This window comes from Alteripontixanthobacter muriae (assembly GCF_013336795.1).
Classification (GTDB): Bacteria; Pseudomonadota; Alphaproteobacteria; order Sphingomonadales; family Sphingomonadaceae; genus Pseudopontixanthobacter; species Pseudopontixanthobacter muriae.
This window is the reverse complement of the sequence record NZ_JAAFZT010000050.1, coordinates 145,003-167,494: the sequence shown is the minus strand read 5'-3', so window position 1 is coordinate 167,494 and position 22,492 is coordinate 145,003. Positions and strand designations below refer to the sequence as shown.

Genomic DNA, 22,492 nt, shown 5'->3' with positions numbered 1-22,492 from the left:
AGTTCCGCCGGTGGTCATGCGCGTTTGCTGCGGTTCCAGCTCTGTCCGTACAGTCCAGCGACGAAGCCTGCCACGTCGGCGCCGTGCATGGGCCGGCTTAGCAGATACCCCTGGATCTGACGGCAGCCTTCCCTCGCAAGGATATCGGCCTGGATCTTCTCTTCTACCCCTTCAGCCAGGGTTTCCATGCCGAGGGCGTCGGCCAGAGCGATGATGGCCCGAATGACCGCTCCCGAATTCCCGCCGTTGAGAAGGTCGGTGACGAAGGACTGGTCGATTTTCAGCTTGTCGAACGGAAAAGACCGCAGATAGCTGAGAGAGGAATATCCCGTCCCGAAATCGTCGAGCGCGATCCGCACGCCGAGTTCGCGAAGGCGGTGCAAGGTCGCCAGAGTGGTATCGACATTGGCGATGAAGATGCTTTCGGTGATTTCGAGTTCCAGCCGCTGCGGCGCCAATCCCGAAGTGGTCAGCGCCTGCAGGATCACGGCAGGCAGGTTGGGCGTCATGAACTGTTTGGGCGAGACATTCACCGCCACACTCAGATCATCCGGCCACGCCGCAGCCTGACGGCAGGATTCGCGAATTACCCATTCGCCGATGGGAATGATGAGCCCTGTTTCCTCCGCCAGCGGGATAAACTCGGCAGGGCTGATCATGCCGAGTTCCGGATGTGGCCAGCGGATCAGTGCCTCGAACGCCTTTAGCCGGTCTTCCTTCAAGGAATAGAGCGGCTGAAAATTCATTTCGAATTGGCCATCGCGAATGGCGGTGCGCAGATCCAGTTCCATGCGGCGGCGCTTCTGCGCCTGCTCGTCGAGTGCCGTTTCGAAGAAGTGATGGGTGCCCTTGCCTTCCCGCTTGGCGCGGTAGAGCGCCAGATCGGCGTTCTTCATCAGCGTTTCGCTATCCAACCCGTCGGCAGGCGCGATCGCAATGCCCAGGCTGGCGCTGGCATCGGCCAATTGGCCTTCGATCTCGATCCCCTGCCCGAAACACGCCTGCAGATTGTCGGCCAGAGCGGGTATGCTGGATTGCGGCCCCAGCCGATTCAGCATGATGGCGAATTCGTCGCCGCCCATTCGGGCCACGACGGCATCGGGAATACGTGCCTTCAGATCCTCGGCGACGCGGCAGAGCAGGGAGTCGCCGAACGGGTGGCCCAAGGTATCGTTGACGACCTTGAAATCGTCGAGATCGACATAGACGACCATGATCCGTTCGTCCGCATGCCGCCTCTCCAGTGCCGATTGCAGCTGGCCTACGAACAGCTTGCGATTGGGCAGATTGGTCAGCCCGTCATGCAAGGCGACATGCGTGATACGCTTCTCGCGTTCCTCGATCGCGTCGACCATGTGGTTGAAACTGGTGGCAAGTCGGCCGACTTCATCCTCGCTATCCACCTGCACATGCCGGGCGCGTCCCTGAGCCATTGCTCTTGCGGCCAAGTCGAGCCTGCTGATCGGGCTTGCAATCGAACGCGCTATGCGGCCGCTCAGCAGGATGACAAGGGCAAGGCCGAGGCCTGCGAACAGGCCGAGCAGGAGGCGCAGGCTGGTATATTCGGCTAGCGTCGCCTGCAGCGAATGTCTGAGAACGAGGCGCGGTTCGACTCCGTTCGCCAGCGAAGGAAGGGCGGAAACCCGATAGAGGTGCTCGTTCTCCGTCAGCAGATGCGAAACCTGGCCCAGCGGCATTGCGGCGATACCGTCAGGCAGCGCCTGTTTTGCACGAACCCGCGCCTCTACGCCAAGAGCCGCAAGCCGCCCCAGCCGCGACATTTCCGCAGCATCCAGTGGCTGCGCCAGCACCAGCCAGCCGAGAAGATCGGGCGCCTCGACAGGCGAAGCGGCCGCCAATGCCAGTTTTCCGCCGATCTCGATGACCCCGCGCTCCTGCCCCTCATCCAGGGCAGACCACATGCTTTCCGCCGACGGCAGGGCAGATCGGCCCGAGCCCGTCACCGAAGCGTCTAGTCCGATGACGAATGCCGCCGAAGCATTGGACCGGGTCTGCAAATTGGCGAGTGCGCTGCTGATCGTCGCCGCGTCATCGGTCGCCACCGCCTCGCGAAAACCGAAATCGCGTGACAGCACATCGGCCGAACCGCGCATCTGGCGAGCTCTCAGTTCGAGTATCTCGTCGAAAACGCGGGCATGGGCAGCAAGATCGCGGGTGGCGGCATTTTCGGCGAAGCGCTGGATGCCGTGATTCACCAGGACCATGATGGATGCCAGCACAAGGCCGAACAGCAGGGTGTAGAGGACCGCGATCCGCCGCGACAGCGAGGCGAAGTGCAGGCGCCGCCCCGCCAGCATATTCCGGGCGATCACCGCAGGCGCATCTGCACGCGTTGTGCGATGCTGCCCGTGTCGATCGTGAGGCTGCGCTTGAATTCTCCGCCCGGCAGCCTCGCGCGGGGATGCCATACCGTCAAACCATAGGAGCCGTAGGGAACGGCAGCAATGCGGGCGTAGCCGTTGTGATCCGTTTTCGCGGCATAGGGGGTTTCGACCACGCGAATGTAGCCGTTCATCCAGTCATGAATGTTGCAGCCTAGCGCGACGCTGCCCGCAATGGCGAATTTCTGTGTCCGCGACTGGTCCCGCCCGTACAGGTCAATGGAGAAGCGGGCTGCTTTGGAAAAGGAATAGACGCTGTGCCGCACGCGGTCCAGATTGGGAAAGGCCACGCTGCTACCCCGGGCGACAATCAGCGTACCGGGCACGAATTCCTGCCCCTTCTGCGCCATGGCCATGTGCCAGGGAAAGCGGATTGCCCCGCCCCTGTAACCGCCGCTCCGGTCGAGTTCGACAACTGCATCGCGGACCGGCACGCCGGCGGGATCCACCACCTGGACGCGCACCGAAGCCGGTGACGCTGCCGTCGAAGCGGCAAGAGGCACGAGGGCGGCGAGGGCCAGCGTGGCGAGGATGCGCAGGATCATGCGCCGCAAATTAACCCTCGGACTTTAAGAATGCGTAACCAGCCAACGCGCGAGGCGCAGCAGGGACCGGCAAGGAAAATTAACCATTCCACACGATATCAGGTGCCATGTTCCGCACGCTCTACCCTCACCGCCTGATTGCGGCTCTTGGTTTGTCGCTCGGCCTCGCCCCTTCTCCGGCAATGGCGGAACGCCTTGATCTGTTCGAAGGGGAAAAGCTGGTCCTGACCAATGCGGTTTCCAGCATCGAGGGTAGCAGCGGCGGCGGCCTCGCCACGTGGGCAACGATCGGCGGGATGGGAACCGAGGACGGCATCGGCGTGACTGGCCACGTCACCGGCATCGAACTGTCCGACTTTGGCTGGCGCAGCTATGGCGTCGCTGTCGGCATCGCGAACCGGCTGGAACTGAGTTACGCCCGGCAGAGCCTCGATACCCGCGATGTGGGTACCGAGCTGGGGCTCGGTCGCGGCTTCACGCTGGACCAGGATGTCTTTGCCGCCAAGCTGAAGCTGGCGGGCGACCTCGTATATGGCGACCCGCTGATGCCCCAGATCGCGCTGGGCGTGCAGCACAAGCGCAATCTCGACAAGCAGGTGGTGCGTGCTGTCGGTGCGCTGGAGGGCAACGGTACCGACATCACGCTCAGCGCGACCAAGCTGTTCCTGTCGCACAGCCTGCTTGCCAATGCGACGGCTCGGCTGACGAAAGGCAACCAGTCAGGCCTGCTCGGCTTCGGGCAGAACTACCCGGCAGGGTCGCGGCTGGATGGCGACGATTACAGTCTTCAGTTCGAGGGCAGCCTTGCCTATCAACTATCGCGCCGCCTTATCGTGGGCGCGGAATATCGGACCATGCCCGACGATCTCCCTGTTGCGCGGCAGGACGACTGGCTGGATGTGTTCGCCGCCTATGTCGTTGACGACAATGTCACGGTTACCGCCGCTTATGTCGATCTCGGCTCCATCGCCACCTTTGACGATCAGCGCGGCGCGCTGCTCTCGGCGCAATTAGCTTTCTAGGACGTATTCGATGCCTGCCATGCCCATCGCCGCCGCTCTCCTGCTGATGCAGCAAGCGCCGCCCGAGAACGTCGACTGGGACGAAGCTTTTGGCGTGGAAGAGATTGCAGCGGATCCGGTCACAGGCGAATTGCCGGTCGACCCATATGTGCCGGACAATGCCAATGCCGGGGCCGATCCGTTCGCCAGTGGCAAGATGGCGGAACTGTTCGGGGGACAGGAAGGTATTCGCGCCATCACCGATCGGCTGGTGGCCATCAACCTTTCGGACCCGCGCATCGCAGCAATTTTCGAAAGTCACGATCTGGTGCGGCTGCGGCGAACTCTGTTCGAGCAATTCTGTTACATCTTGAACGCCGGTTGCGATTACACGGGGCGTGACATGCATGCGAGCCATGCGAAACTCGGCATTCAGAAGGGCGACATGAACGCGCTGGTGGAGAATTTGCAGATGGCAATGCGGGAGGCCGAAGTGCCGTTTTCAGCGCAGAACCGCTTTCTGGCGAAGCTTGCGCCCATGTCGCCCGACATCATCGAACGCTGATCGGCACGGGCGACCGTTCAGGCCGAACAACTCGCTCCGCCAAGCACGCAGAAGCGCGCGCAATGCGGATGGTTCAGTGCGACCGGCACAGCAGCCTCGGCCAGCGTGTCGCCGAGGTCGAACCCTTTCGCATGAGGCAACAGGGTGCAGGCGGCGACGCGGGCGCGCGGCTCGCCTTTCCGGTGCACGACCATGCGGCTGCTGGAGCACATTGCATCCGATGGTGACTTGCCGAGGATGGACCAGCAGGCGGTGGTAATTTCCGGCACGTCCGCAGTTTCGTCCATCTCGGGAAACAGAGTGAGCCGCGACGGGTTCATGGCATCGACCGAAATTCCCTCTTCCGCGAACAGGCGCGCAAAACCGGTGCGGGCTTCGCCCTCCGGTTCGTGAGGAAGCAGGCGCCCGGCCACCGCAAGGGCAAAGTCGTTTTCTGACAGCCAGCGCAATCCGGCCATTGCCACGTCCCAACTGCCCGGACCGCGCTCGGCTTCGTGCACCGCTTTCGTATGGTGATCGAGGCTGATGCGCATTACCAGCCGGGCACCAAATCTGTCCCGCAGGCCCAGCAGCGTGGCTTCGTGCCGCCGCATGGGCTTCATCGCGTTGCTGAGGACCAGAACCTGATATCCACGGCTGAGCGCACCCTCCAGCATTTCGGGGAACGCAGGGTTCATGAACGGCTCCCCGCCCGTGAAGCCGATCTCGCGCACATCCTGACCTGACGCATCGATCTGGTTTAGGTAATCCGACACTTCTGCGGCGGTGATGTAGATCAGGGCATCGTTCGTCGGACTGCTCTCGATATAGCAGCTTGCGCAGGCGAGATTGCAGAGAGTGCCGGTGTTGAACCACAGCGTGTCGAGTTTTTCCAGCGCAACTGATGCGCGCGTGCTGCCATCGGCGGTCAGGTGCGGATCCCTGAACTTCTCGGCTCTCAGCGGAGCAACATCCTGTTCCCTGAACGGGGAAGGCCCGGCGGGCGCGTTGCGGCTCTTGCTGCGCCCCCTTTGCTGGTTTGGACCTGCATTCATCAGAATATCTGCCGCGTCCCTGCGATCAAAGCCGACCATTTGCGGGGCGCCGTGCCGAAAACGGTCGGCTCCCAGGCGGAGAAAGCCGCGGCCTTGGCGATCTCGCTGCGGGTTGGGTAGGCAATGATCGACGATCCCAGCGCGAAGGTCGAACTCTTGCCGGTCATCACCTGTGTCCAGGGGAGCAGCAATTCGCCCGCGTTTCTGCCGACAATGGTCACCCCCAGCACCTTGCGGCCCTTCATGACGACCTTGAGGAAACCTCGCTCGTCCCCTTCCGTCACCGCCCGGTCGTTGTGATCGAAGTTCTCGCGGACGATCGAGACTGCATCGCCGTGCTTGTCGCGCGCCTGTCCCTCGGTCATCCCCATCTGCGCGCATTCGGGGCTGGTATAGGTGCACCAGGGAAGCGCAGCGTAATCGACCTTTGCGGGGATCGCGAGGGCGATCTCCAGCGCGACATTGCTGCCTTCATAGCCGGCAACATGGGTGAAGCGCGGCCCTGCACGGCAATCGCCGATTGCATATATCGCCTTGTTAGCAGTGCGGCGGCGGCCGTCGGTAACGATCCCGTCCTTGCCGACCTCCACGCCAGCCTTTTCGAGTCCCAGCGCATCTACGTTGGCGGTGCGGCCCGCTGCGATCAGCAGGTGACTGCCTTCGAGTTCGAGGCCGTCCTTCAAAGCAAGCCGGGTCACGCCCGCGCGGCGCGAGACGCTTGCAGCTTCGCCCTTGATGAAGCGAACGCCTTCGTTCTTCAGCGCCTCGGTCACGAGGGCGACGGCATCGCGGTCGTCACGGCCCATCGGTTCGCCCGGATCGACAATTGTGACATCGCTGCCGAGCCTGCGGAACGCCTGCGCCATTTCCATTCCGATGGCCCCTGCCCCGACGATGATCAGATGTTCGGGCAGATCCTCCAGGTCGAACAGGCTTTCATTCGTGAGGAACGGTACCTCCTCCAATCCGTCGATGGGCGGAAGAGCGGGCTTCGAACCCGTCGCAATGACGATGCGAGGAGCGGTAATCTCTCGATTGCCGACCAGCAGCCGCTTGCGCCCGGTAAAGCGCGCCGTTTCGCGCAGCACTTCGCAGCCCATGCCTTCGAAACGTTCCTGCGAATCATGCGGCGCGATGGTGGCGATCGCTTCATGGATGTGGCCATGAACCCCGCGCCAGTCGACCTGCGGTTCGCCGAGCGCCACGCCGAAACGCGGCGCATCGGCGCTTCCCCGGCGGCCTTCATGGGCGCGCGCCGCCGCCGCAATCAGCGCCTTGGATGGCACGCAGCCGGTGTTCAGGCATTCCCCGCCCATTGGCCCCGCCTCGATCAGAGCAACTTTCCTACCGAACATGGCAATCCCGCCCGCTGCCGTCAGCCCCGCCGACCCGGCACCGATCACGATAGCATCGTGGGAATATCTCAATGGCTGTCCATTCTAAATGAATACCTTGGCGTGATGCGGGGCTGCAAACAGATCAAATCTGTGCGACTTACCCTGACATACGATGGCGGCAGAGGCAAAGACGCTGTGAGAGCGGAAAGCTGCCGGCTGATCTCCTGCCGGACATCGAGAGGGGCACGAGCTTGCTGAAAATTTTTGTAACCGGCGCTGCCGGACTGATCGGGGGAGAGCTTTGCGCCCGTCTGATTGCGAATGGCCATCAGGTCACGGCACTGGTGCATCGCAATCCGGAGGTCCGGGCGAATGACGGCAAGGCTGTCGCGGTCGCACGGGTATTGCACGGCGACGTCACGCAGAAAGGATTGGGGCTGCAAACCGGACACCTTCCCGCCGATCTCGACCTCGTGGTCCATTGCGCCGCGTCGCTGCACTTCGATGCGCCAGAGGAAGAATTGCAGCGCATCAATGTCGGCGGCACAAAACATGCGCTGGAGTTCGCAGAAGCGGCGGGCGCAGCCTGCCTGCATGTCAGCACGGCCTATGTATGCGGCACCCGCGATGGCCAGATCCGGGAACAGGCCGTCCAGCCCGGCACCCAGTTTGCCAATAATTACGAGGCGAGCAAGGCCGCTGCCGAAACGGCCGTTCGCACAAGCGGTGTGCCGTTTGCGATCGCCCGTCCGGCCATCGTTCTGGGTGACAGCGCGACGGGTGAAATCCGTAATTTCGATGCGATCTACGGGGCATTCCGCATGATTGCGAAGGGCATCGTGAAAACTATGCCTGTCTCCGAAGGCGCGACACTGGACTTCGTACCGATCGACCATGTTGCCGCAGGGCTGGTTGCTTTGGCAGAAAACATGCACATCGCGGAAGGTGGAACCTTTCACCTGACGTCCGGTTCGCCCATTCCGGTCAGCGAATTCGCGCGCGCCATCGGCAGCTACGCACATTTCGATATGCCGCATTTGGTACCCGCCGCAGATTTTGACCCGGCCGTGCTGCCGCCGCGCGAACGACGGGCTTACGTCCGAATTGCGGACGCCTACAGCACCTATTTCCAGCGCAACCCGCATTTCGACGACCGGCAGTTCCGCGCGGTGACCGGCCTCGCCTGTCCGGAAACCGGTTATGATTACCTCATCCGCCTGATCGACTATTGCATCCAGCAGGGTTTTCTGCCTGCGGAAGCTTACCGAATGTCGGGATAGTGATCGGCAAGCCGCGATCTTGCGCCGAAGGCCCAGAGAATCCCGATCTTGAAATAGATCCAGTTCGCTTTCACCGGGCCCCACGCGGCGATGCGGCGGTCCGACGTGTGAACCGCTCGTCCCACCAGCCTGACGCGCCCGCGCTCCGCCATCTTTATGCAGAGATCCGCCTCCTCCATCACCGGCGTACCTGGGTCGCAGCCGCCGACCGCAAGGTAATCCTCTCTCCGGAAGAACATTGCGTGATCGCCGAACAGCAGGCGGACGCCGCGCAGGAAGAGATGCGGCCGCACCAGCAGAGGCGCGTACCAGGTCTTCAGCCAATTGTGGAATGTAGTGCCCCAGCGGGTACGATCGGGTCCGGCGATGATCGGCGTGAAGCCCGCCAGGGCGACGCTTCGGTCTGCAAGACTGCTTTCAATGACTGCCACGAAATCGTCCGGCGGGATCGTGTCGGCATGCAGCACGCAGACATAGGGCCCACGGGCCGCTTCGACACCGGCGTTGATCTGGATCGCTCGGCCTTGGGGCGCGCATAGAACGGTCCAGCCCGCTACCTGCGCGATGTCGCGGCTCGCATCGGTGCTGCCGCCATCTACGGCGATGATTTCGACAGGCCGGGGATGGAGGGTGCCGAGAACACGGACGAGGCGCGGCAGGGCGACCGCTTCGTCCAGCATGGGGATGACGATGCTGGTGCGGCTGCCCGGATCGCTCATGCCAGCAGTCCGGGCCAGCGGTGCAGATCTTCAGGCCGGTCGAGATCTGCAAGTGGCTCTAGTTTAACGCAATCCATACCCCTGGCCGCAATACGATGTCGCGTCTCGGCGGCGACCGTATCGCCGCCCCAGGCGATGGCAGTGAACAGGAAAGGTGCCGCCTGAGCGCAACCGAGCAGATAATACCCTCCATCCTCGGCCGGACCCATGACGAAGGGCGCTTCTTGCAGCGCCGTCACAGCGCTGCGCAGGTGGTCGGCGGTGAGGTCCGGGATATCCGCGCCTATCAGGATCATGGGTGCCGGGACTCGCGCCAGCCGGTCACCCAGATCGCCCGGGCCTTGCTCCTGCAAATCCACATCCGGCCCGAGCCATTGGCGAAATGCTTCCGCAGCGGCTCCGGTAATCCAGACAGTGAAAGGCAATCCACTGGCGCGCATGACTGCCAACGTCCGTTCAACCAGCTTCCGGTGCATATCTGCGGCACCGCGTTGCCCGAGCGCGGGTATGAGGCGCGTCTTGCATTGGCCCGGTTCGGGATAGCGGGCGAAAAGGGCTAAATGCGGCTGCATGATTTCTGCGTTGAGGGGTCGACGCAAGCGGTGCAAGCGCCCATTTCCGAAAGGACATGAGTGTGAGAGGTAAACTGGCGCTCGGCCTGATCGGCGCGGCGGCTGTGGGCGGATTGTTCCTCGCGGAACGGATGCGCCCCCTGCGCAGGCAGACGCGCGCACCCGCGCCGCGCGTGGCGCGGAACGTTGCCATGGGGGCGTTGTGTCAGGCGATGATCGCCGCCTATGAAACGCCGCTGACCGATGCGATAGCTCAGCGCAATCAGCGGAAGTCGCGAGGCTTGCAAGGGGGCATACCCGGGATTGCTGGCGCTCTGGCGGGGTTTCTGGCCATGGATTACGGTTTCTATCTCTGGCATGTCGCCACCCACAAGGTGCCTTTCCTGTGGCGGTTCCACCGGGTTCATCATGTGGATGCGGATATGGACATGTCGACCGCCATTCGGTTCCACTTCATCGACATGCTTGCGTCGCTGCCTTGGCGGATGATGCAGGTGCGGGTGAGCGGCGTATCTCCGCGTGAACTGGCGATCTGGCGCGCCTTCTTCTTCGGATCCATCCTGTTTCACCATTCCAACCTGCGCCTGCCGAACGGGTTGGATCGCCGCCTGGCCACATTCCTGACGACGCCGCGCATGCACGGCATTCACCACAGCCAGCGCCGGTCGGAGATGGACAGCAACTGGTCCAGCGGCATCGCCATTTGGGACCATTTGCACGGTACGTTTCGCGATACGCCCCCTCAAACCGCCATTTGCATCGGCGTAGACGATGCAGAGGCGGAACAAGACATCGCCCTGAACGCCGCGCTGGAAGCGCCCTTCAGGACGCAGCCGGCGCGGCAATCAGGCAGCAGCGGCGTTTACTCCCACCAATAGGGCAGCCGCCGTGCGTCTCCGGTTTCCACCTCGTTCATGGTCTGCGCGTCGTATAGCCGCCCGCCTAGCATAACCTGAGCAATATCGTCGCTGTTGCGGATGTCCTCGCTGGGGTCGGCGGTCAGCACCAGCAGATCGGCAAGCTTCCCGACCTCAAGACTGCCGATATCCTCCGCCATGCCCAGCGACCTGGCAGGCACGATCGTACCCGCACGCAAGGCTTCGACCGGAGTCATGCCGCCGCGCACGAAGCTCCACAGCTCCCAATGCGCCGCAATGCCGGGCTGCTGGCCGTGCGCGCCGATGGAAACGAGCACACCGGCATCCGCCAGCTTCTTCGCCTCGCGCGCATTGTCGTCATCGACGAAAGCCCATTCCGGTGCCTTCACTCGCCGGCTGGTTTGGGCAAGCAATTGCTGCGGGGGCGTGTGCACCATCAGCGGGTTTTCCCACACGTCGGTCGCCTGCCGCCAATAGGGATCGCCCGCAAGTCCGCCATAGGTGACGACCAGCGTCGGCGTATAGTTGGTCTGGCTCTGTCCGAACATCTGCACGACATCTTCGTAGAATGTGTCGAGCGGGATGTTATGCTCCAGCGTCGAATTGCCGTCGGCGACAAGGTTCATGTCCATGCCGAACAGCGACCCGCCTTCCGCCACCACCAGCATGTTCTCTTCCGCGGCGGCGCGGGCGACCATCTGGCGCTGTTCTCGCCGGGGCTGGTTGTAGTTCTTCACCGAAACCCCGCCCTGCGCCTTGATCCGGCGAACATGGGCGAGCGCATCGTCATAATCGTCGATCTGCGCATAAACGCCCGGTGCCTTGGCTCCGTAGATGATTTCGCCGGTGGAATAGATGCGGGGGCTGAGCAACATGCCCGCCTTCTGCCGTTCTGACGCTGCAAAGATCTGGCTGGAGGATGACGAGGGGTCGTGCATCGTGGTGGTTCCGAGCGCGAGGTTCTGCACCAGCGCCCAGTTCTGCTGCGGCACCAGATCGTCCACGCCTTGCGGCCCATGCGCATGGGCATCGACCAGGCCGGGCATGATCGTGCGCCCGCTGACATCGACCTGCCGCACTCCGGACGGCACCGACACTTGCCCGCGCGGCCCGATCGCGGCAATCCGATCGCCTTCAATCAGGATCACGCCATCCTCGATCACGCCGCCGTTCGCGCCATTTTCCGCCATGGTCAGGATGCGCCCGCCGACCAGCGCAACGCTGCCCTGATGCCGGTCGGCCTGTCGTGTCATGGCCAGCGAAAGACCACTCATGGGCGGGGTGAAGGACGGTGCATTTTCATCTGCAGGAGCATTCGGAAAGAGACTGTCGGTTGCCACGGTGAACAGCTGCGGACCCATGCTCCAGTGCAGGCGCGCGCCGTCCTGCGACCAGCCGATATATTCCGCCCCGCCTTCGCTGGCCTTCGTTACCGGCAGCGGACCGCCTGACGCGCCGACGGAAACGGCTTGTCCACCCGGCATCAGGGGCATGGCGAAGACTTCGTAATTTTGCCGGAAGGCGAGGAAACGCCCGTCGGGCGAAACCTTGAAATCGTTGATCAATTCGCCTTGCGCATGAACCCGCCGCGCTTCGCCGTTCAGGTCTGACGAGACAAGCTGCAGCTTCCCGTCTTCGCTGCCCAGCATGAAAATGCGGTCGTTCTGCGCGCCGTATTGCGGGGAACCCAGCCCGCGCGCCACCAGTTCTGGCGTCCCGCCGCTGGCCGCAACACGGTAGACGCCGGGGTCTTCGGAATATTCGGGAGCGGTCAGATAACCGCCTGCGCGTTTCTCGAACACAATTGTCCGGCCGTCGGGTGAAAAGCGGGGCAGGCCGTAATGGCCCGGCTGAGTGGTGACGACGCGCTCTGCTCCGCCCCTTGCATCGACGGTGACGATCTGGTCAAGCCCCTCGTCTGTCCAGCGAGTGAAGACGATACGATTGCCGTCTCGGCTCCAGCTTGGGAACAGTTCAAGAGTATCGTCATTGCTGCGGCCGCTGGTCAGGCGCCGCGCCTCGCCACCTGCCATGGGCTTGACGTAAAGCTTGCCCAGTGTCTCGAAGACGACCCGCCCGCCATCGGGCGACACGCTGGCGAACTTCGGAATTCTGGTGGTGAAGCTGTCTTCGCCCACCTGAATGGTGGGGTGCGGGGCATCGGCCACGCCGCGCGTGTCGTCGATGACGAAGGGGATGAGGGCCGCGTTTCCGCCATCCGCGTCAATCCGCCGCAGCTTGCCGCCGGCCCAGAAGACCAGAGAACGGCCATCGGGCGTCCAGTCCATGTTCGGATAGACGCCGGTGACGGCCCAGGTTTCCTGCACGTCCTGGTCCAGGTCGCCGTAAATCATCCGCTCGGCACCGGTTTGCAAATCCTTCACGAACAGCTTTGACTGGCCTTCCTCGCGCCGGACGAAGGCGATCTGCCGGCCGTCGGGCGAAGGCGTTGGCCTGACCGCGCCGCCATACCCGGAAACCGCAGTCGTGATCTCGCCGCTGACTAGGTCATAACGGTCGATCTGGAAGATGCCTTGGGTGGAATCCTGCGCATATTCGAAGATCGGGCCGGAGGTGTTGTTGCGCGTGTAATATATGGCGCTGCCGTCGGCGGCATAGATCGGTTCGCCCAATTCCTTCTGATGCTGTTCGTTGGGCCGCTCAACCAATTGCACCCCGCCGCCGCCGCTGACATGATAGAGCCAGATCTCCCCGGTCCCGAGCGACCGACCCGTCGTGAAATGCTTCTTCGCCGCGATGAAGCGCCCGTCGGGGCTCCAGCTTGGCTGGTTGAGCAAGCGGAAATCTTCCTTGGTCACCTGCCGCGCATCGCCGCCGTCAGTGTTCATGATCCAGATGTTGTCGCCGCCGCCCCGGTCGGATGTGAAGGCGATGCGTTGCCCGTCGGGAGAGAAACGCGGCTGCACCTCCCAGGCGAGCCCTTCCGCGATCCGGCGCGGCGTGCCGCCCGAAATCGGCATGGTGTAAATGTCGCCGAGCACGCTGAAGGCGAGCGTCCGCCCGTCCGGGCTGACATCGACGTCCATCCAGCTGGCCTCGTCCGTGCGGATTGGCACCTGGCGGATGGTGGCGCCGCGAGGATTGTTCACGTCCCACTTGTCGTCATCCGCAGTTTGGCCAGTCGTAGCTGTCCCGGTCCGTGTCGTTGCGGCGGGCTCGATGCGAACGCCGGTCTGCAAATCGGGCAATGCCTCGGGCTGGATTTCAGGCGAACGTGCCTCATCCTCGGGCGCTTCAGTCGCTTCCACCGGGGGCTGCACAGGCTGCGCCTGCTGGGCCGCGGCAGTGTGGACGAAGCTGCTGGACCCCAGCAGCAAGCCTGCGATCACCGACAGGCGAAGAGTAGACGGACGGTTCTTCATGCAAATTCCCCAAGACTGTTTGGGGAATGTCTAGAGCGGCAGACACGCCCCGTCCATTGGCCTTAGGTGCCTTCCTGACACTGGCTCAGAGGTAGGTGCCATCCTGATAGATCAGCGGGGCGATGGCTCCGCTGACCTGCGCTTCATCCACCGCGCCGATGACGATGGAGTGCGTTCCGTAAGGCACGATCTTCTCGATGCGGCAGATCATGATCGCCTGTGCATCTTCCAGCCGCGGCAGGCCGTCGGCTTCGCTGTGCCATCTGCCTTGCCTGAAGCGATCCTCATGCGCGACACCGCCGCCGAATGCCGCCGATATGGCGCTCTGATGGCGCGACAGCAAATTGACGCAGAACAGCGCGTCCTTCTCCATGCAGGCATGTAGCGCAGCCTTGCGGTTGACGCAGACCAGCAAAGCGGGCGGGTCCATGGTGAGCGATGTTATCGAGGTCGCCGCCATGCCGATCGGCCCGTCCGGTCCGCGCACAGTCAGCACCCCGACGGCGCTGGCCAGCCGCCGCATGGCCGCACGAAAATTCGCGCCGAGGTCAGTGGGGCCGTCGGAAGGGACCACAGGAGGGGTTGCTGGCGGGCCGGATGTCATCACGGCTCTCAATGGCGCAGGCCGCGCCTGATGGTCAATGCCTGGATGTGTCAGTGTCGGCCCTGCCCCCGGGACATGCAAGCGCTATTCGGGCGCAGGTGCCGCCGCTGCTCCGGCGATGGAAGGATCGGCGGACGGGTTCGCGGTCGGAGCCGCCTGCTCGCCCTGCCCCGCCGCCCTGCGCGTCGCCAAATCCCGCTCGAGGATCTCCGAGCGATATTCCAGGTCAGCCTTGGTCCGTTCGAAGCGGGTGTCGAAGTCCTCTTCCTGATCGCAAGCGGCAAGCAGGGCGAAAATCAAGAGTGCCGCAGCGCGCATCAATAATTCCGGCGGTAGCGCACATTGACGTCCGTGCCGCCCGATCCACCGGCCTGGGTCAGGATCGACAGGAAGGGCGTGATCGCGATTTCCAGCTGCGTCGCGGTGAAGCCGCGCGCATCGGTAATCAGCTCGACATAGATATCGTCCGTCAGATATTTGCCCGCAGCGAGCGCGGTGCCGCGTCCGCTGGTTTCATCCGCGCCGAGGATGCGGAGCCGGTCGACACCCGTGGCCGATCGCAGCTTGCCGAGCGGGTTCAGCCCGCCGCCCGATCCGCGAAGCGAATTGAGCGAAGCGGCAAGCTGTACCGCCTGAATGGTGGACAGATTGCCAACCGAACTGCCGAACAGAATGCGCGAAATGATCTCGTCTTGCGGCAGGCCGGGTGTGCTGGTGAACTCGATCTGCGGGTTCTGCGCCCGGCCCGTCACGACCACGTTGACCGTCACGTCCTCGATGTCCTCGGTCGCCACGATGTTGATCGTCGGGTTGATCTCGCGCCCACCGGTGAATGCAAGGCGGCCTGATGTCAGGTCGAAAGAGCGTCCGGCAAAGCCGAGCGTACCGCGGATCAGTTCCACCTCGCCCGACATGACCGGTGCCGCGCTCGACCCGGCGATATTCAGATCCGCGCTCCATTCGGATTCCAGGCCCATGCCGGACACGTACAGTTCTTCCGGTGCGACCAGATCGATGTCGAGGCGCAATTGTTCAAACAGGCCGGGCAGGCTCTCTTCCGGTTCGCTTTCGCTAATGCGCTGCGGTCCGCGTGGCGGCTTGAACCGGACGCCGGTGAGTTCGGGGATTTCGGCCGCGCCTTCGCGTATGATCTCATAACGCGTTTCGGGCAGCAGAAGCTCGCCTGCAAGCAAGGCATCGCGGCCCGGTGCCTTGGTCAGGCGCAGGGTGCCTGTCGCGGCGGTGTACAAGGCATCGCTGCGCGCCAGGCGGGCGTCGTCCAGTGCGATGCGGATATCCATGGGGTAGCCGCTGTCCGAAGCGAGGCTGATGAAGCCCGTCGCCTGCACGGTCCCGTCGCCCGCCTCGGCAGCCAGACGCTCAATCTCCAGGCGATCGCCGTTGAAGCGCGCGCTGAGGTTCATATCCGTCAGGCGTGTGCCGTACGCCAGGTTCTCATAGGTCAGGCTGTTCGCCCGGATGATTCCCTGTAGGCACGGGTCGGAGACGCGGCAGCCGAAATCGGCCGCAATGCCGATCGGCCCAGACAGGCGCTGGTCGGGCTGGCCAGCCAGCGAGAACAGCGTGTCGGCCGGCCCGTTATAGCGGATGCCACCGCCGAGCGGCGCTTGCAGCAGGCGTTCGCTCCATGAACCGGCGCCGGGCGGCAATGGGCTGAGCGTGGCGACCATTCTGCCGATCACGCTGCCGCGGCGGCGAATGACGGCCCGCGCCTCGCCGCCATCGGCCAGCAGTTTGCCGACGAAATTGATGTCGACGGGCTGGCTGACGGAAACCGCCGTGGTGCGGGTGAAGTCGTCTATCGACAGTCTCGCATCGGCCCTTGGAAAAGCGCCGGTGCCTGACAAGGCAAAATCGAGACTGCCTGTGGCGGTTCCATCGAGTCCAAGGCCCGGAACGAAGGCATTGATGATGTCGAGGTCGAGCGAGTCGAGACGGCTCTGCACCTTGATCCCGTCGCCATATGTACCTGCAAGGCGCAGATTGCCGCTGCCGAAATCGACGCGCGTGGGAAGCAGCCGGTACTCGCCATCACCGGGCACGATGCGCGCAGGGTTGACCGTTTCGAATTCGATGCCGCGCACACGCCCTTCAATTGCCGCTCGCCACAGATCGGGCCGCAAATCGGCATTGGCGGCGATGCGGAAAGGCACGCCGCTGGTGCCGCGCGCCAGCAGCTTCGCGTCACCGCGACCGTCGCGGTAATCGACGATGGCGCGGGCGGCGTCGATGACGATCTCGCCGAAACGAGTGTCGGCGAGTTGAACATCGGCCACGACATAGGGCTGGTCGTACAGGACCACCCGTGCGTCGATGATTGCCGTGCCGATGGTGAGCTGCGCCGGGCCGGGCAGGCTGGCATCGCGCGCGCGCAGGTTGAGGATGGCAGCCTGATACTGCCCTTCACTGTCGAGCCGCACCACGCCTTCGATGCCGCGCCCGCTGGCGGTAAGCCGCCCGGCGAACGGGCCTGCAGGCGTTTGCCGGACCGATCCGGCAAATTCGATGCCGCCGAGATTGGCGCTGTTGATGTCGAGCGTCAGCACATCGCCAGCGTTGACGATAACGTCGGCGGTCAGCGGTCCGTAATCCGTATTGGCGGTGGCGTTCAGCCGATAGCCGCTGCCGGACCGCGTGATGTTCGCGTTGAGGTTCGACAAACCCAGCCCGAAGTCCGGATTGGCGGCGGTAATCGTCGCATCGGGATCGGCAATCGTGCCCCGCACCCTGACTCCGACTTCGCCATATTGCTCCGTCACGGCCCTTGCATCCAGAACGATCCGCCCGTCCTGCGTGTACGATCCGCTGCCGCTCGTCACCCGTACAAGCGGTGATTGCAGTTCCAGATTGTCAAAATAGATCGTGCCGTCGGGGGCGTAGCGTATGTCCGCCCCGGCAACCGCGTTCCCGCCGAGGAAATCGCGCACGCCTTCATTTTCGATCAGACGCGAACGTACGTTGACGCGGCCAGCAAGCGCAAAGCCCTGCGCCTCGGTCCGCAGGTCGACATCGGTGCTGATGTCGAAAATGCCGACTCCGTCGACGCGGTAATTGTCAATCCGCCCGTCGATAGCGGCGGTGTACAGGCCGGTCGAGAAGTCCGCGAGCAGGATCAGCCCGGCATCGATCCGGTCGGATCGGATGCGCAGATTATCGGAAAGAAGGCGCGTGCCCTCGATCGCGATGTCGCCATTCAGGCGAACGTTGGTCAGCGTCCCGCCGGCAACGCTGTCCAGCCCGGTTATCCGTTCGATGCGCGCATCCACCGGAATGAAAATCCGGTCGGGGTCGACCCTGGCCTGCCCCGTCGCCCGCAAGTTCTGCAGCCCGATGTCATTGAACAGGATACGATTTGCATTGATGGTATAGGCCACTTCGGGCGCGGTGAAGGCGCCGTCCAGCACCAGATTGCCGCGAAGCCCGCTGCCGCGCAGATCCTCCGCCAGAACCGAGGGCCGCAGAAGAACGAAGCCGATGCGCATTGCATCGAAGCTGTTGTCCGAAAGATCGATGCCGCCATTCGCGTTAAGGCGGAAAGCGTCGCTGCTGATGCTGCCAGCCAGTTCGACCCGCCGCTCTTCGGGCGTGAAGGTCACATCGACGGCTGTCACGGGCCCAAGCAGAGCGGCGGCTTGCCCTTCCAGCAGCCGCGCGACGCGCGTGGGGCCGCGCAACGTGAAAGTACCGTCACGGGCGATGATCGCGAGATCGGCGAAGCTCTCGCCGCCGAGATCGGCGTCGAGCTGCCCATTCCACGCGGCCCAGTCGCCGCGTCCTTTCACGTTTACCGCAATGCTCTGATCCAGCCCGGCGAGCGCTGCCAGCACACCGTCTGCGGGTGCATCCAGTGCAAGGTCCAGGGCCAGGCGGTTCTCTTCCGGCACGGCATCCAGAACCAGGCGGATTTCGTCGCCACCAGCGCGTCCTTCGCCTGCAATGGTCGCTCCGTTCAGGACGACCTGCGCCCGGCGGTCGGCAATGTGAACCTCACCTGCCAGGCTGGCGACACGCCGTTCGCCTGTAACCACGGGTTCGACGATGAAACGTCCGATCGCGAGGCGATCGATGTCAATGTCGAGATCGGGCAGAAGCGGATCGTCCGTTTCAGGAACTTCGTAGAATTCCGGCAGCCGCAGCAAGGTCATCCGCTCTGCCGTTGCCGAACGGATGTCGACATGATCGTTGATGAAGGCGAAAGGCCGCCAGTCCACCACCACTTCCGGCGAGGTCAGGAAAGTGCCTTCGGGATCGCGAACGGCCAAGCCTTCCAATATCATCTCGCCGTAGATCGACCCGCCGATACGGTCGATCTCGATCTGCATGCCGTTCTCGAATTCGTAACCCGCGATCTGGTTGGCGATGAACCGCTTGCCCGGGCCGCTGTTCAGCCCGAAATAGACAAGCGCGAGCAGAGCGACGATGCCGAGGATGATGAAGACGAGAATTTTCGAGATCCGGACGGCAATCCGCCGCCCCCAACTGGGTCGCTGCTGCACCTCATGCTCTTCGGCATCAATGTAGGTGCCTTCGTCCTGCACGGCGTGGCCAAGCCCGGGCCCGGTCACATCGTCGTCATCCACCGCCATCAGAAGGCCTGACCGATCGAGACGTAGACAGCGATCAGGCTTTCACCCTCCTGCCGGCCCAGCGGAGTAGCGATATCGAGGCGCAAGGGTCCGAAATTGGTGTAGAACCGCCCGCCGATGCCAGCGCCGAAGCGCAGGTTGGAGAAATCGGGCGTGGTGCTTTCATAGACCTGCCCGGCATCGACAAAGCCGACGATCCCGAAGTCGCCAAAGCGGTACCGCACCTCGATCGCCGCTTCGTTCAGGCTGCGTCCGCCGATCGGACGAGTGATGAAGGGGTCTTCCTCGTTCTCTGGATCGTCGGGATCGAAATCGGGGTTCGGCTCAAGCGATTTCGGGCCGAGGTTCTGATAGCCGAAGCCCCGCACCGAACCGCCCCCGCCGCCATAAAACCGGCGTGACGGTGCAAGGTCGAAGCGGTCGATGCCCTGAATGGTGCCGAGCGCCACGCGCCCTGCAATAACGAAGCTGTCGCCGACGGGATAATAGGCTGAAGCGTCCAGCCGCGCACGCACATAGGGCGTAAAGCCGTCCTGCAGCGATCCTTCCGGTTCGACCAGCGCCGTGACGCGGAAACCTTCGACCGGGTTGAGCAGGCTTTCGGTCGTGTCGAAGCCCACCTGCCCCTGCAATCCGCCGATAAAGAAGGTCCGCCTTTCGCGCAGGCCCGTCTCAGGATTGAAGTCGTCCTCATTCGTCGCAAGCAATTGCGCGCCATAGGCATAGGTAAACGGCTTCTGCCAGATCGGCGTGGAATCATAGGCGACGCGGGTCGCAAGCCGGGCGGTGAACGCCTCATAGGCCTCGTAATTCGTATGCAGCGCCTCGGCAGCGGCAGAAAAGGTCCGGTCGCGCCGCCCCGCGTTGGACCGGCGGAAGATCACGCCCGCGCCCTGTTCCTGCGTGCCGGCCACGCCGTTGACGATCAACGCACCTTCTGGCGGAAACAGGTTGCGATGGGTCCAGCTGGCTTCAAGCCGCACGCCCTGCCCGGTGCCATAACCTGCACCTGCGGCCAGCGTCCGCGCGGGTCCGGCGTTCTGTTCCACCGCAATCGTGACCAGTTCAGTGCCGTCTTCTGCGGTTTCGCCCGTGCGTTCCGGTGTCACTGCCACGGTGTTGAAGAGGCCGGTCGCCACCAGGGCCTGGCGCAGATCGTCGACCATGCGACTGTCGTAGAGCTCGCCCCGCTCGAAGCGGGACAGGGTCCGCAGATGCTCCGCACCGAAAGCCATGTCGCCCGACGTGCTGAAGCCGCCGAACCGTGCCCTAACACCCGGATCGACAGGCAAGGTATAGACGCCGTCGCCGGTTTCCGGGTCGAGCAGAATGTCGCGCTGCCCGACCTCGGCAAAAGGATAACCCTGCTGCGGCAGGGTCACTGCAACATTTGCCTCGGCGGCCTGAACCCGTTGGGCGATGATGGGACTGCCCACCTCGAGCGGCAGATTGTCGGCGATCAGCCCTTCGGGCACAACCGGCGGCGCGTCGATATTGATCTCGGCAAATTCGTAGCGCTCGCCCGGCATCACGTCGAGCACTGCGGTCAGCGGCTGACCATCGGCTGCCTCCGAACGGTCGACGCGGGTCTCGACCTCTGCGGAAAACCAGCCTTCTGCGGCCAGCAAACGCTTGATAAGGACGCTGTCCTCGGCAAGACGCGCGGCAATCTGCGCGATATTGGCCGCGTCGCCATCGTCATTCTCAAGCGCGGAAAGGTTCGCGAAGGTGCCGCGAAGGTCGGCTTCCGTCGCCTCGTCCGCTTCCTCCAGACCGTTGATCGCAACGGCGTAATCCACTTCGAGAACGTCGCTCCCGTCCTCGGCATCGGCAAATTCGACAGGCTCGACCTGAAATTCGCCCAGCGGCGGCAAAGGCGCAGCAAGCTCGGCGTCGCGAATAGGCGCGTCGCCGATTTCTTCGACCGGATCGCCATCTGCAAGCGCCGGGTCGCCAAGCGGAACTTCCGCCCCGTCTTCGACATCGAGTGGCGGCAGCGCAATTTCAGCGCCAGGATTGATGTCCGCCAGCGCCTCGGCGTCGTCTTCCCCAGCTTCGACAGCCATGCGGCGTTCGAATTCGGCAATGGATTCGAGCGGCCGATCGAGTTCTGGGTCGTTGTCGACATCCAGGTCAGGGATCGCTTCGCGGAATTCATCCATTTCGATGATGGGCGGGATCGACGGCAATGCCGCGTCCTCCGGCGGGGGCGGCGGCATCGGTATGTCTGCCAGCACGTCGCTCTGCCCGGCCCTGTCCGCAGGGATCGGCTGCTGCTCTGCCATGGGTCCTTCCTGCGCCAGAGCTTGCCCCGCGCAGCCCAGCGCCGCCCAGGCAGCACCTGCCAGAAGACCATAGCGTGTGAGAGCGAAACCCATTACGACCGCGAAAACTCCAGACCCCGAAGGCAACCGGAGACACGCCATCCAGCCGCATCCCCAATCCCGTCCTGCATCGTCACATGAGGGCGAACCCGCTGGCGATGACGATGGCGCACCATTGCCTATCGAGACACCTGGCGCAATCGCTGAATCGCCCTGGCGCCTTCCGCGGGCAGCGTGGATCCAGGTCCTGAAGCGCGTTTTCATGATGGCGGGTTTCCACAATCTGAACCTTCTGGCAGGCGGAGTCGCCTTTTTCACCTTTCTTGCCATCACCCCGCTCATCGCCAGTACTGTCATGATTTATGGCCTGATCGGCGATGTCAGCATGGTCGAACGGCAGATGAACGCGCTGGTCGAAGTGCTGCCAAGCGATGCTGCCACCCTGATCGAAGCGCAATTGCTTGCGGTCGTGACGACCAGTTCCGGCGTGACGGGTCTTGCCCTGCTGATCGCGCTTGCCTTCGCCATCTATGGCGGGATGCGAGCGGCCAGCGGCCTGATCAAGGCCCTGAATGTCATCAACGAGGAAAAAGAGACCCGCGGGATCATCAAGATTACCGCTCGCGCCGCCTTGCTGACCCTGTGCGCCATCGGCATCGCCCTGGTCGGCATTGTCAGCGGCAGCGTCTTCACTTGGCTGCAGACGCAGACATCCATCCTGATCGGGTCGCGGGTCGAAAGCCTGTTCAGCCTCCTGACCTGGGGTTTCGCCATCGCGCTGGGCAGCCTGGGGTTTGCCGTCATCATGCGCTTCGGACCCGATCGGGCGCGGGCGCAATGGCGCTGGCTGACGCCGGGTGCCGTGCTCGCCACCCTGCTGTTTATCGCCGTGTCGTTCGGCTTCTCGCTCTATGTCGCCTATATCTCGGATTACAACGCGACCTATGGATCGCTGTCGGCCATCGTGGTCTTCCTGATGTGGCTGTTCCTGTCGGCCTATGCGATCCTGCTGGGTGCGCTGGTGAATGCAGAGGCCGAGCGGCAGACGCTGCAGGATTCCACCATCGGGCCGGAAGCGCCCTTGGGTGAAAGGGGCGCGGTCCTGGCCGACAGCACGGTTCTGCGCGGCCATGCGCTGGCCGTGCAGGAGAAGAAGCGTCGCCGCGAGATGGAGAGACTTGCACGCAAATCGGCGCGCAATTCAAACAATTGAACGGGAGCGGGCCGGCCGCTCTGGCCGG

Annotated in this window: 16 protein-coding genes; 5 read left to right on the top strand and 11 right to left on the bottom strand. The window is 63.5% G+C overall.

Features of this window, described 5'->3' with window-relative positions; genetic code table 11:
* Window positions 1–14: 14 nt before the first annotated feature.
* Together G7A66_RS13710 and G7A66_RS13705 are read right to left on the bottom strand one after the other, a co-directional pair.
* On the bottom strand, window positions 15–2,333 hold the full coding sequence (locus tag G7A66_RS13710; RefSeq protein ID WP_174296223.1) for a putative bifunctional diguanylate cyclase/phosphodiesterase: 2,319 nt from the start codon (window positions 2,331–2,333) through the stop codon (window positions 15–17).
* Window positions 2,330–2,947: a cupredoxin domain-containing protein gene (locus G7A66_RS13705; RefSeq protein ID WP_174296222.1), complete on the bottom strand. Its 618-nt coding sequence runs from the start codon at window positions 2,945–2,947 to the stop codon at window positions 2,330–2,332. Before G7A66_RS13705 ends, G7A66_RS13710 begins: the two co-directional genes overlap by 4 nt.
* A 107-nt stretch (window positions 2,948–3,054) precedes the next feature.
* Between G7A66_RS13705 and G7A66_RS13700 the strand changes: the two genes are divergently transcribed.
* Both G7A66_RS13700 and G7A66_RS13695 read left to right on the top strand, forming a co-directional pair.
* The gene (locus G7A66_RS13700; protein WP_174296221.1) at window positions 3,055–3,969 is read left to right on the top strand and encodes a DUF3034 family protein; all 915 of its coding nucleotides are present in this window, start codon (window positions 3,055–3,057) and stop codon (window positions 3,967–3,969) included.
* A gap of 10 nt (window positions 3,970–3,979) precedes the next feature.
* Window positions 3,980–4,513 carry a group I truncated hemoglobin gene (locus G7A66_RS13695; protein ID WP_332310566.1) on the top strand — a complete coding sequence of 178 codons (534 nt, stop codon included), beginning with the start codon at window positions 3,980–3,982 and terminating at the stop codon, window positions 4,511–4,513.
* Between the two features lie 17 nt (window positions 4,514–4,530).
* Here G7A66_RS13695 and G7A66_RS13690 read toward each other — a convergent pair whose 3' ends face one another.
* Both G7A66_RS13690 and G7A66_RS13685 read right to left on the bottom strand, forming a co-directional pair.
* Window positions 4,531–5,586 (bottom strand): radical SAM protein, encoded by a 1,056-nt coding sequence (locus tag G7A66_RS13690; RefSeq protein WP_232366904.1) that lies wholly within the window; start codon window positions 5,584–5,586, stop codon window positions 4,531–4,533.
* A complete protein-coding gene (locus G7A66_RS13685) occupies window positions 5,547–6,974 on the bottom strand; it encodes a dihydrolipoyl dehydrogenase family protein (RefSeq protein ID WP_174296220.1) in 1,428 nt (475 codons plus the stop codon). The genes G7A66_RS13690 and G7A66_RS13685 overlap by 40 nt, the downstream gene beginning before the upstream one ends.
* A 161-nt stretch (window positions 6,975–7,135) precedes the next feature.
* On the opposite strand from G7A66_RS13685, the gene G7A66_RS13680 reads away from it, so the two are divergent.
* On the top strand, window positions 7,136–8,164 hold the full coding sequence (locus tag G7A66_RS13680; RefSeq protein WP_174296219.1) for an SDR family oxidoreductase: 1,029 nt from the start codon (window positions 7,136–7,138) through the stop codon (window positions 8,162–8,164).
* On the opposite strand, the gene G7A66_RS13675 is transcribed toward G7A66_RS13680, so the two are convergent.
* Entirely contained in the window at window positions 8,146–8,883 is a 738-nt protein-coding gene (locus G7A66_RS13675) for a glycosyltransferase (RefSeq protein ID WP_174296218.1), read from the bottom strand. The two genes, G7A66_RS13680 and G7A66_RS13675, sit on opposite strands and share 19 nt — an antisense overlap.
* Window positions 8,880–9,455 (bottom strand): TIGR04282 family arsenosugar biosynthesis glycosyltransferase, encoded by a 576-nt coding sequence (locus G7A66_RS13670; protein ID WP_206675229.1) that lies wholly within the window; start codon window positions 9,453–9,455, stop codon window positions 8,880–8,882. Before G7A66_RS13670 ends, G7A66_RS13675 begins: the two co-directional genes overlap by 4 nt.
* Before the next feature lie 56 nt (window positions 9,456–9,511).
* On the opposite strand from G7A66_RS13670, the gene G7A66_RS13665 reads away from it, so the two are divergent.
* Window positions 9,512–10,333: a sterol desaturase family protein gene (locus tag G7A66_RS13665; RefSeq protein ID WP_174296217.1), complete on the top strand. Its 822-nt coding sequence runs from the start codon at window positions 9,512–9,514 to the stop codon at window positions 10,331–10,333.
* On the opposite strand, the gene G7A66_RS13660 is transcribed toward G7A66_RS13665, so the two are convergent.
* The 5 genes from G7A66_RS13660 to G7A66_RS13640 form a co-directional block, all read right to left on the bottom strand.
* Window positions 10,318–13,716, bottom strand: a complete 3,399-nt coding sequence (locus G7A66_RS13660) for an amidohydrolase family protein (protein WP_174296216.1) — start codon at window positions 13,714–13,716, stop codon at window positions 10,318–10,320. The two genes, G7A66_RS13665 and G7A66_RS13660, sit on opposite strands and share 16 nt — an antisense overlap.
* An 85-nt stretch (window positions 13,717–13,801) precedes the next feature.
* Window positions 13,802–14,320 (bottom strand): flavin reductase family protein, encoded by a 519-nt coding sequence (locus G7A66_RS13655; RefSeq protein ID WP_232366917.1) that lies wholly within the window; start codon window positions 14,318–14,320, stop codon window positions 13,802–13,804.
* 84 nt (window positions 14,321–14,404) lie between these two features.
* Window positions 14,405–14,638 (bottom strand): hypothetical protein, encoded by a 234-nt coding sequence (locus G7A66_RS13650; RefSeq protein WP_174296214.1) that lies wholly within the window; start codon window positions 14,636–14,638, stop codon window positions 14,405–14,407.
* Window positions 14,638–18,927, bottom strand: a complete 4,290-nt coding sequence (locus G7A66_RS13645) for a translocation/assembly module TamB domain-containing protein (protein WP_174296213.1) — start codon at window positions 18,925–18,927, stop codon at window positions 14,638–14,640. The genes G7A66_RS13650 and G7A66_RS13645 overlap by 1 nt, the downstream gene beginning before the upstream one ends.
* Window positions 18,927–21,305, bottom strand: a complete 2,379-nt coding sequence (locus tag G7A66_RS13640) for an autotransporter assembly complex protein TamA (RefSeq protein WP_174296212.1) — start codon at window positions 21,303–21,305, stop codon at window positions 18,927–18,929. The genes G7A66_RS13645 and G7A66_RS13640 overlap by 1 nt, the downstream gene beginning before the upstream one ends.
* A 121-nt stretch (window positions 21,306–21,426) precedes the next feature.
* Between G7A66_RS13640 and G7A66_RS13635 the strand changes: the two genes are divergently transcribed.
* On the top strand, window positions 21,427–22,464 hold the full coding sequence (locus G7A66_RS13635) for a YihY/virulence factor BrkB family protein (RefSeq protein ID WP_269748221.1): 1,038 nt from the start codon (window positions 21,427–21,429) through the stop codon (window positions 22,462–22,464).
* Window positions 22,465–22,492 lie beyond the last annotated feature (28 nt).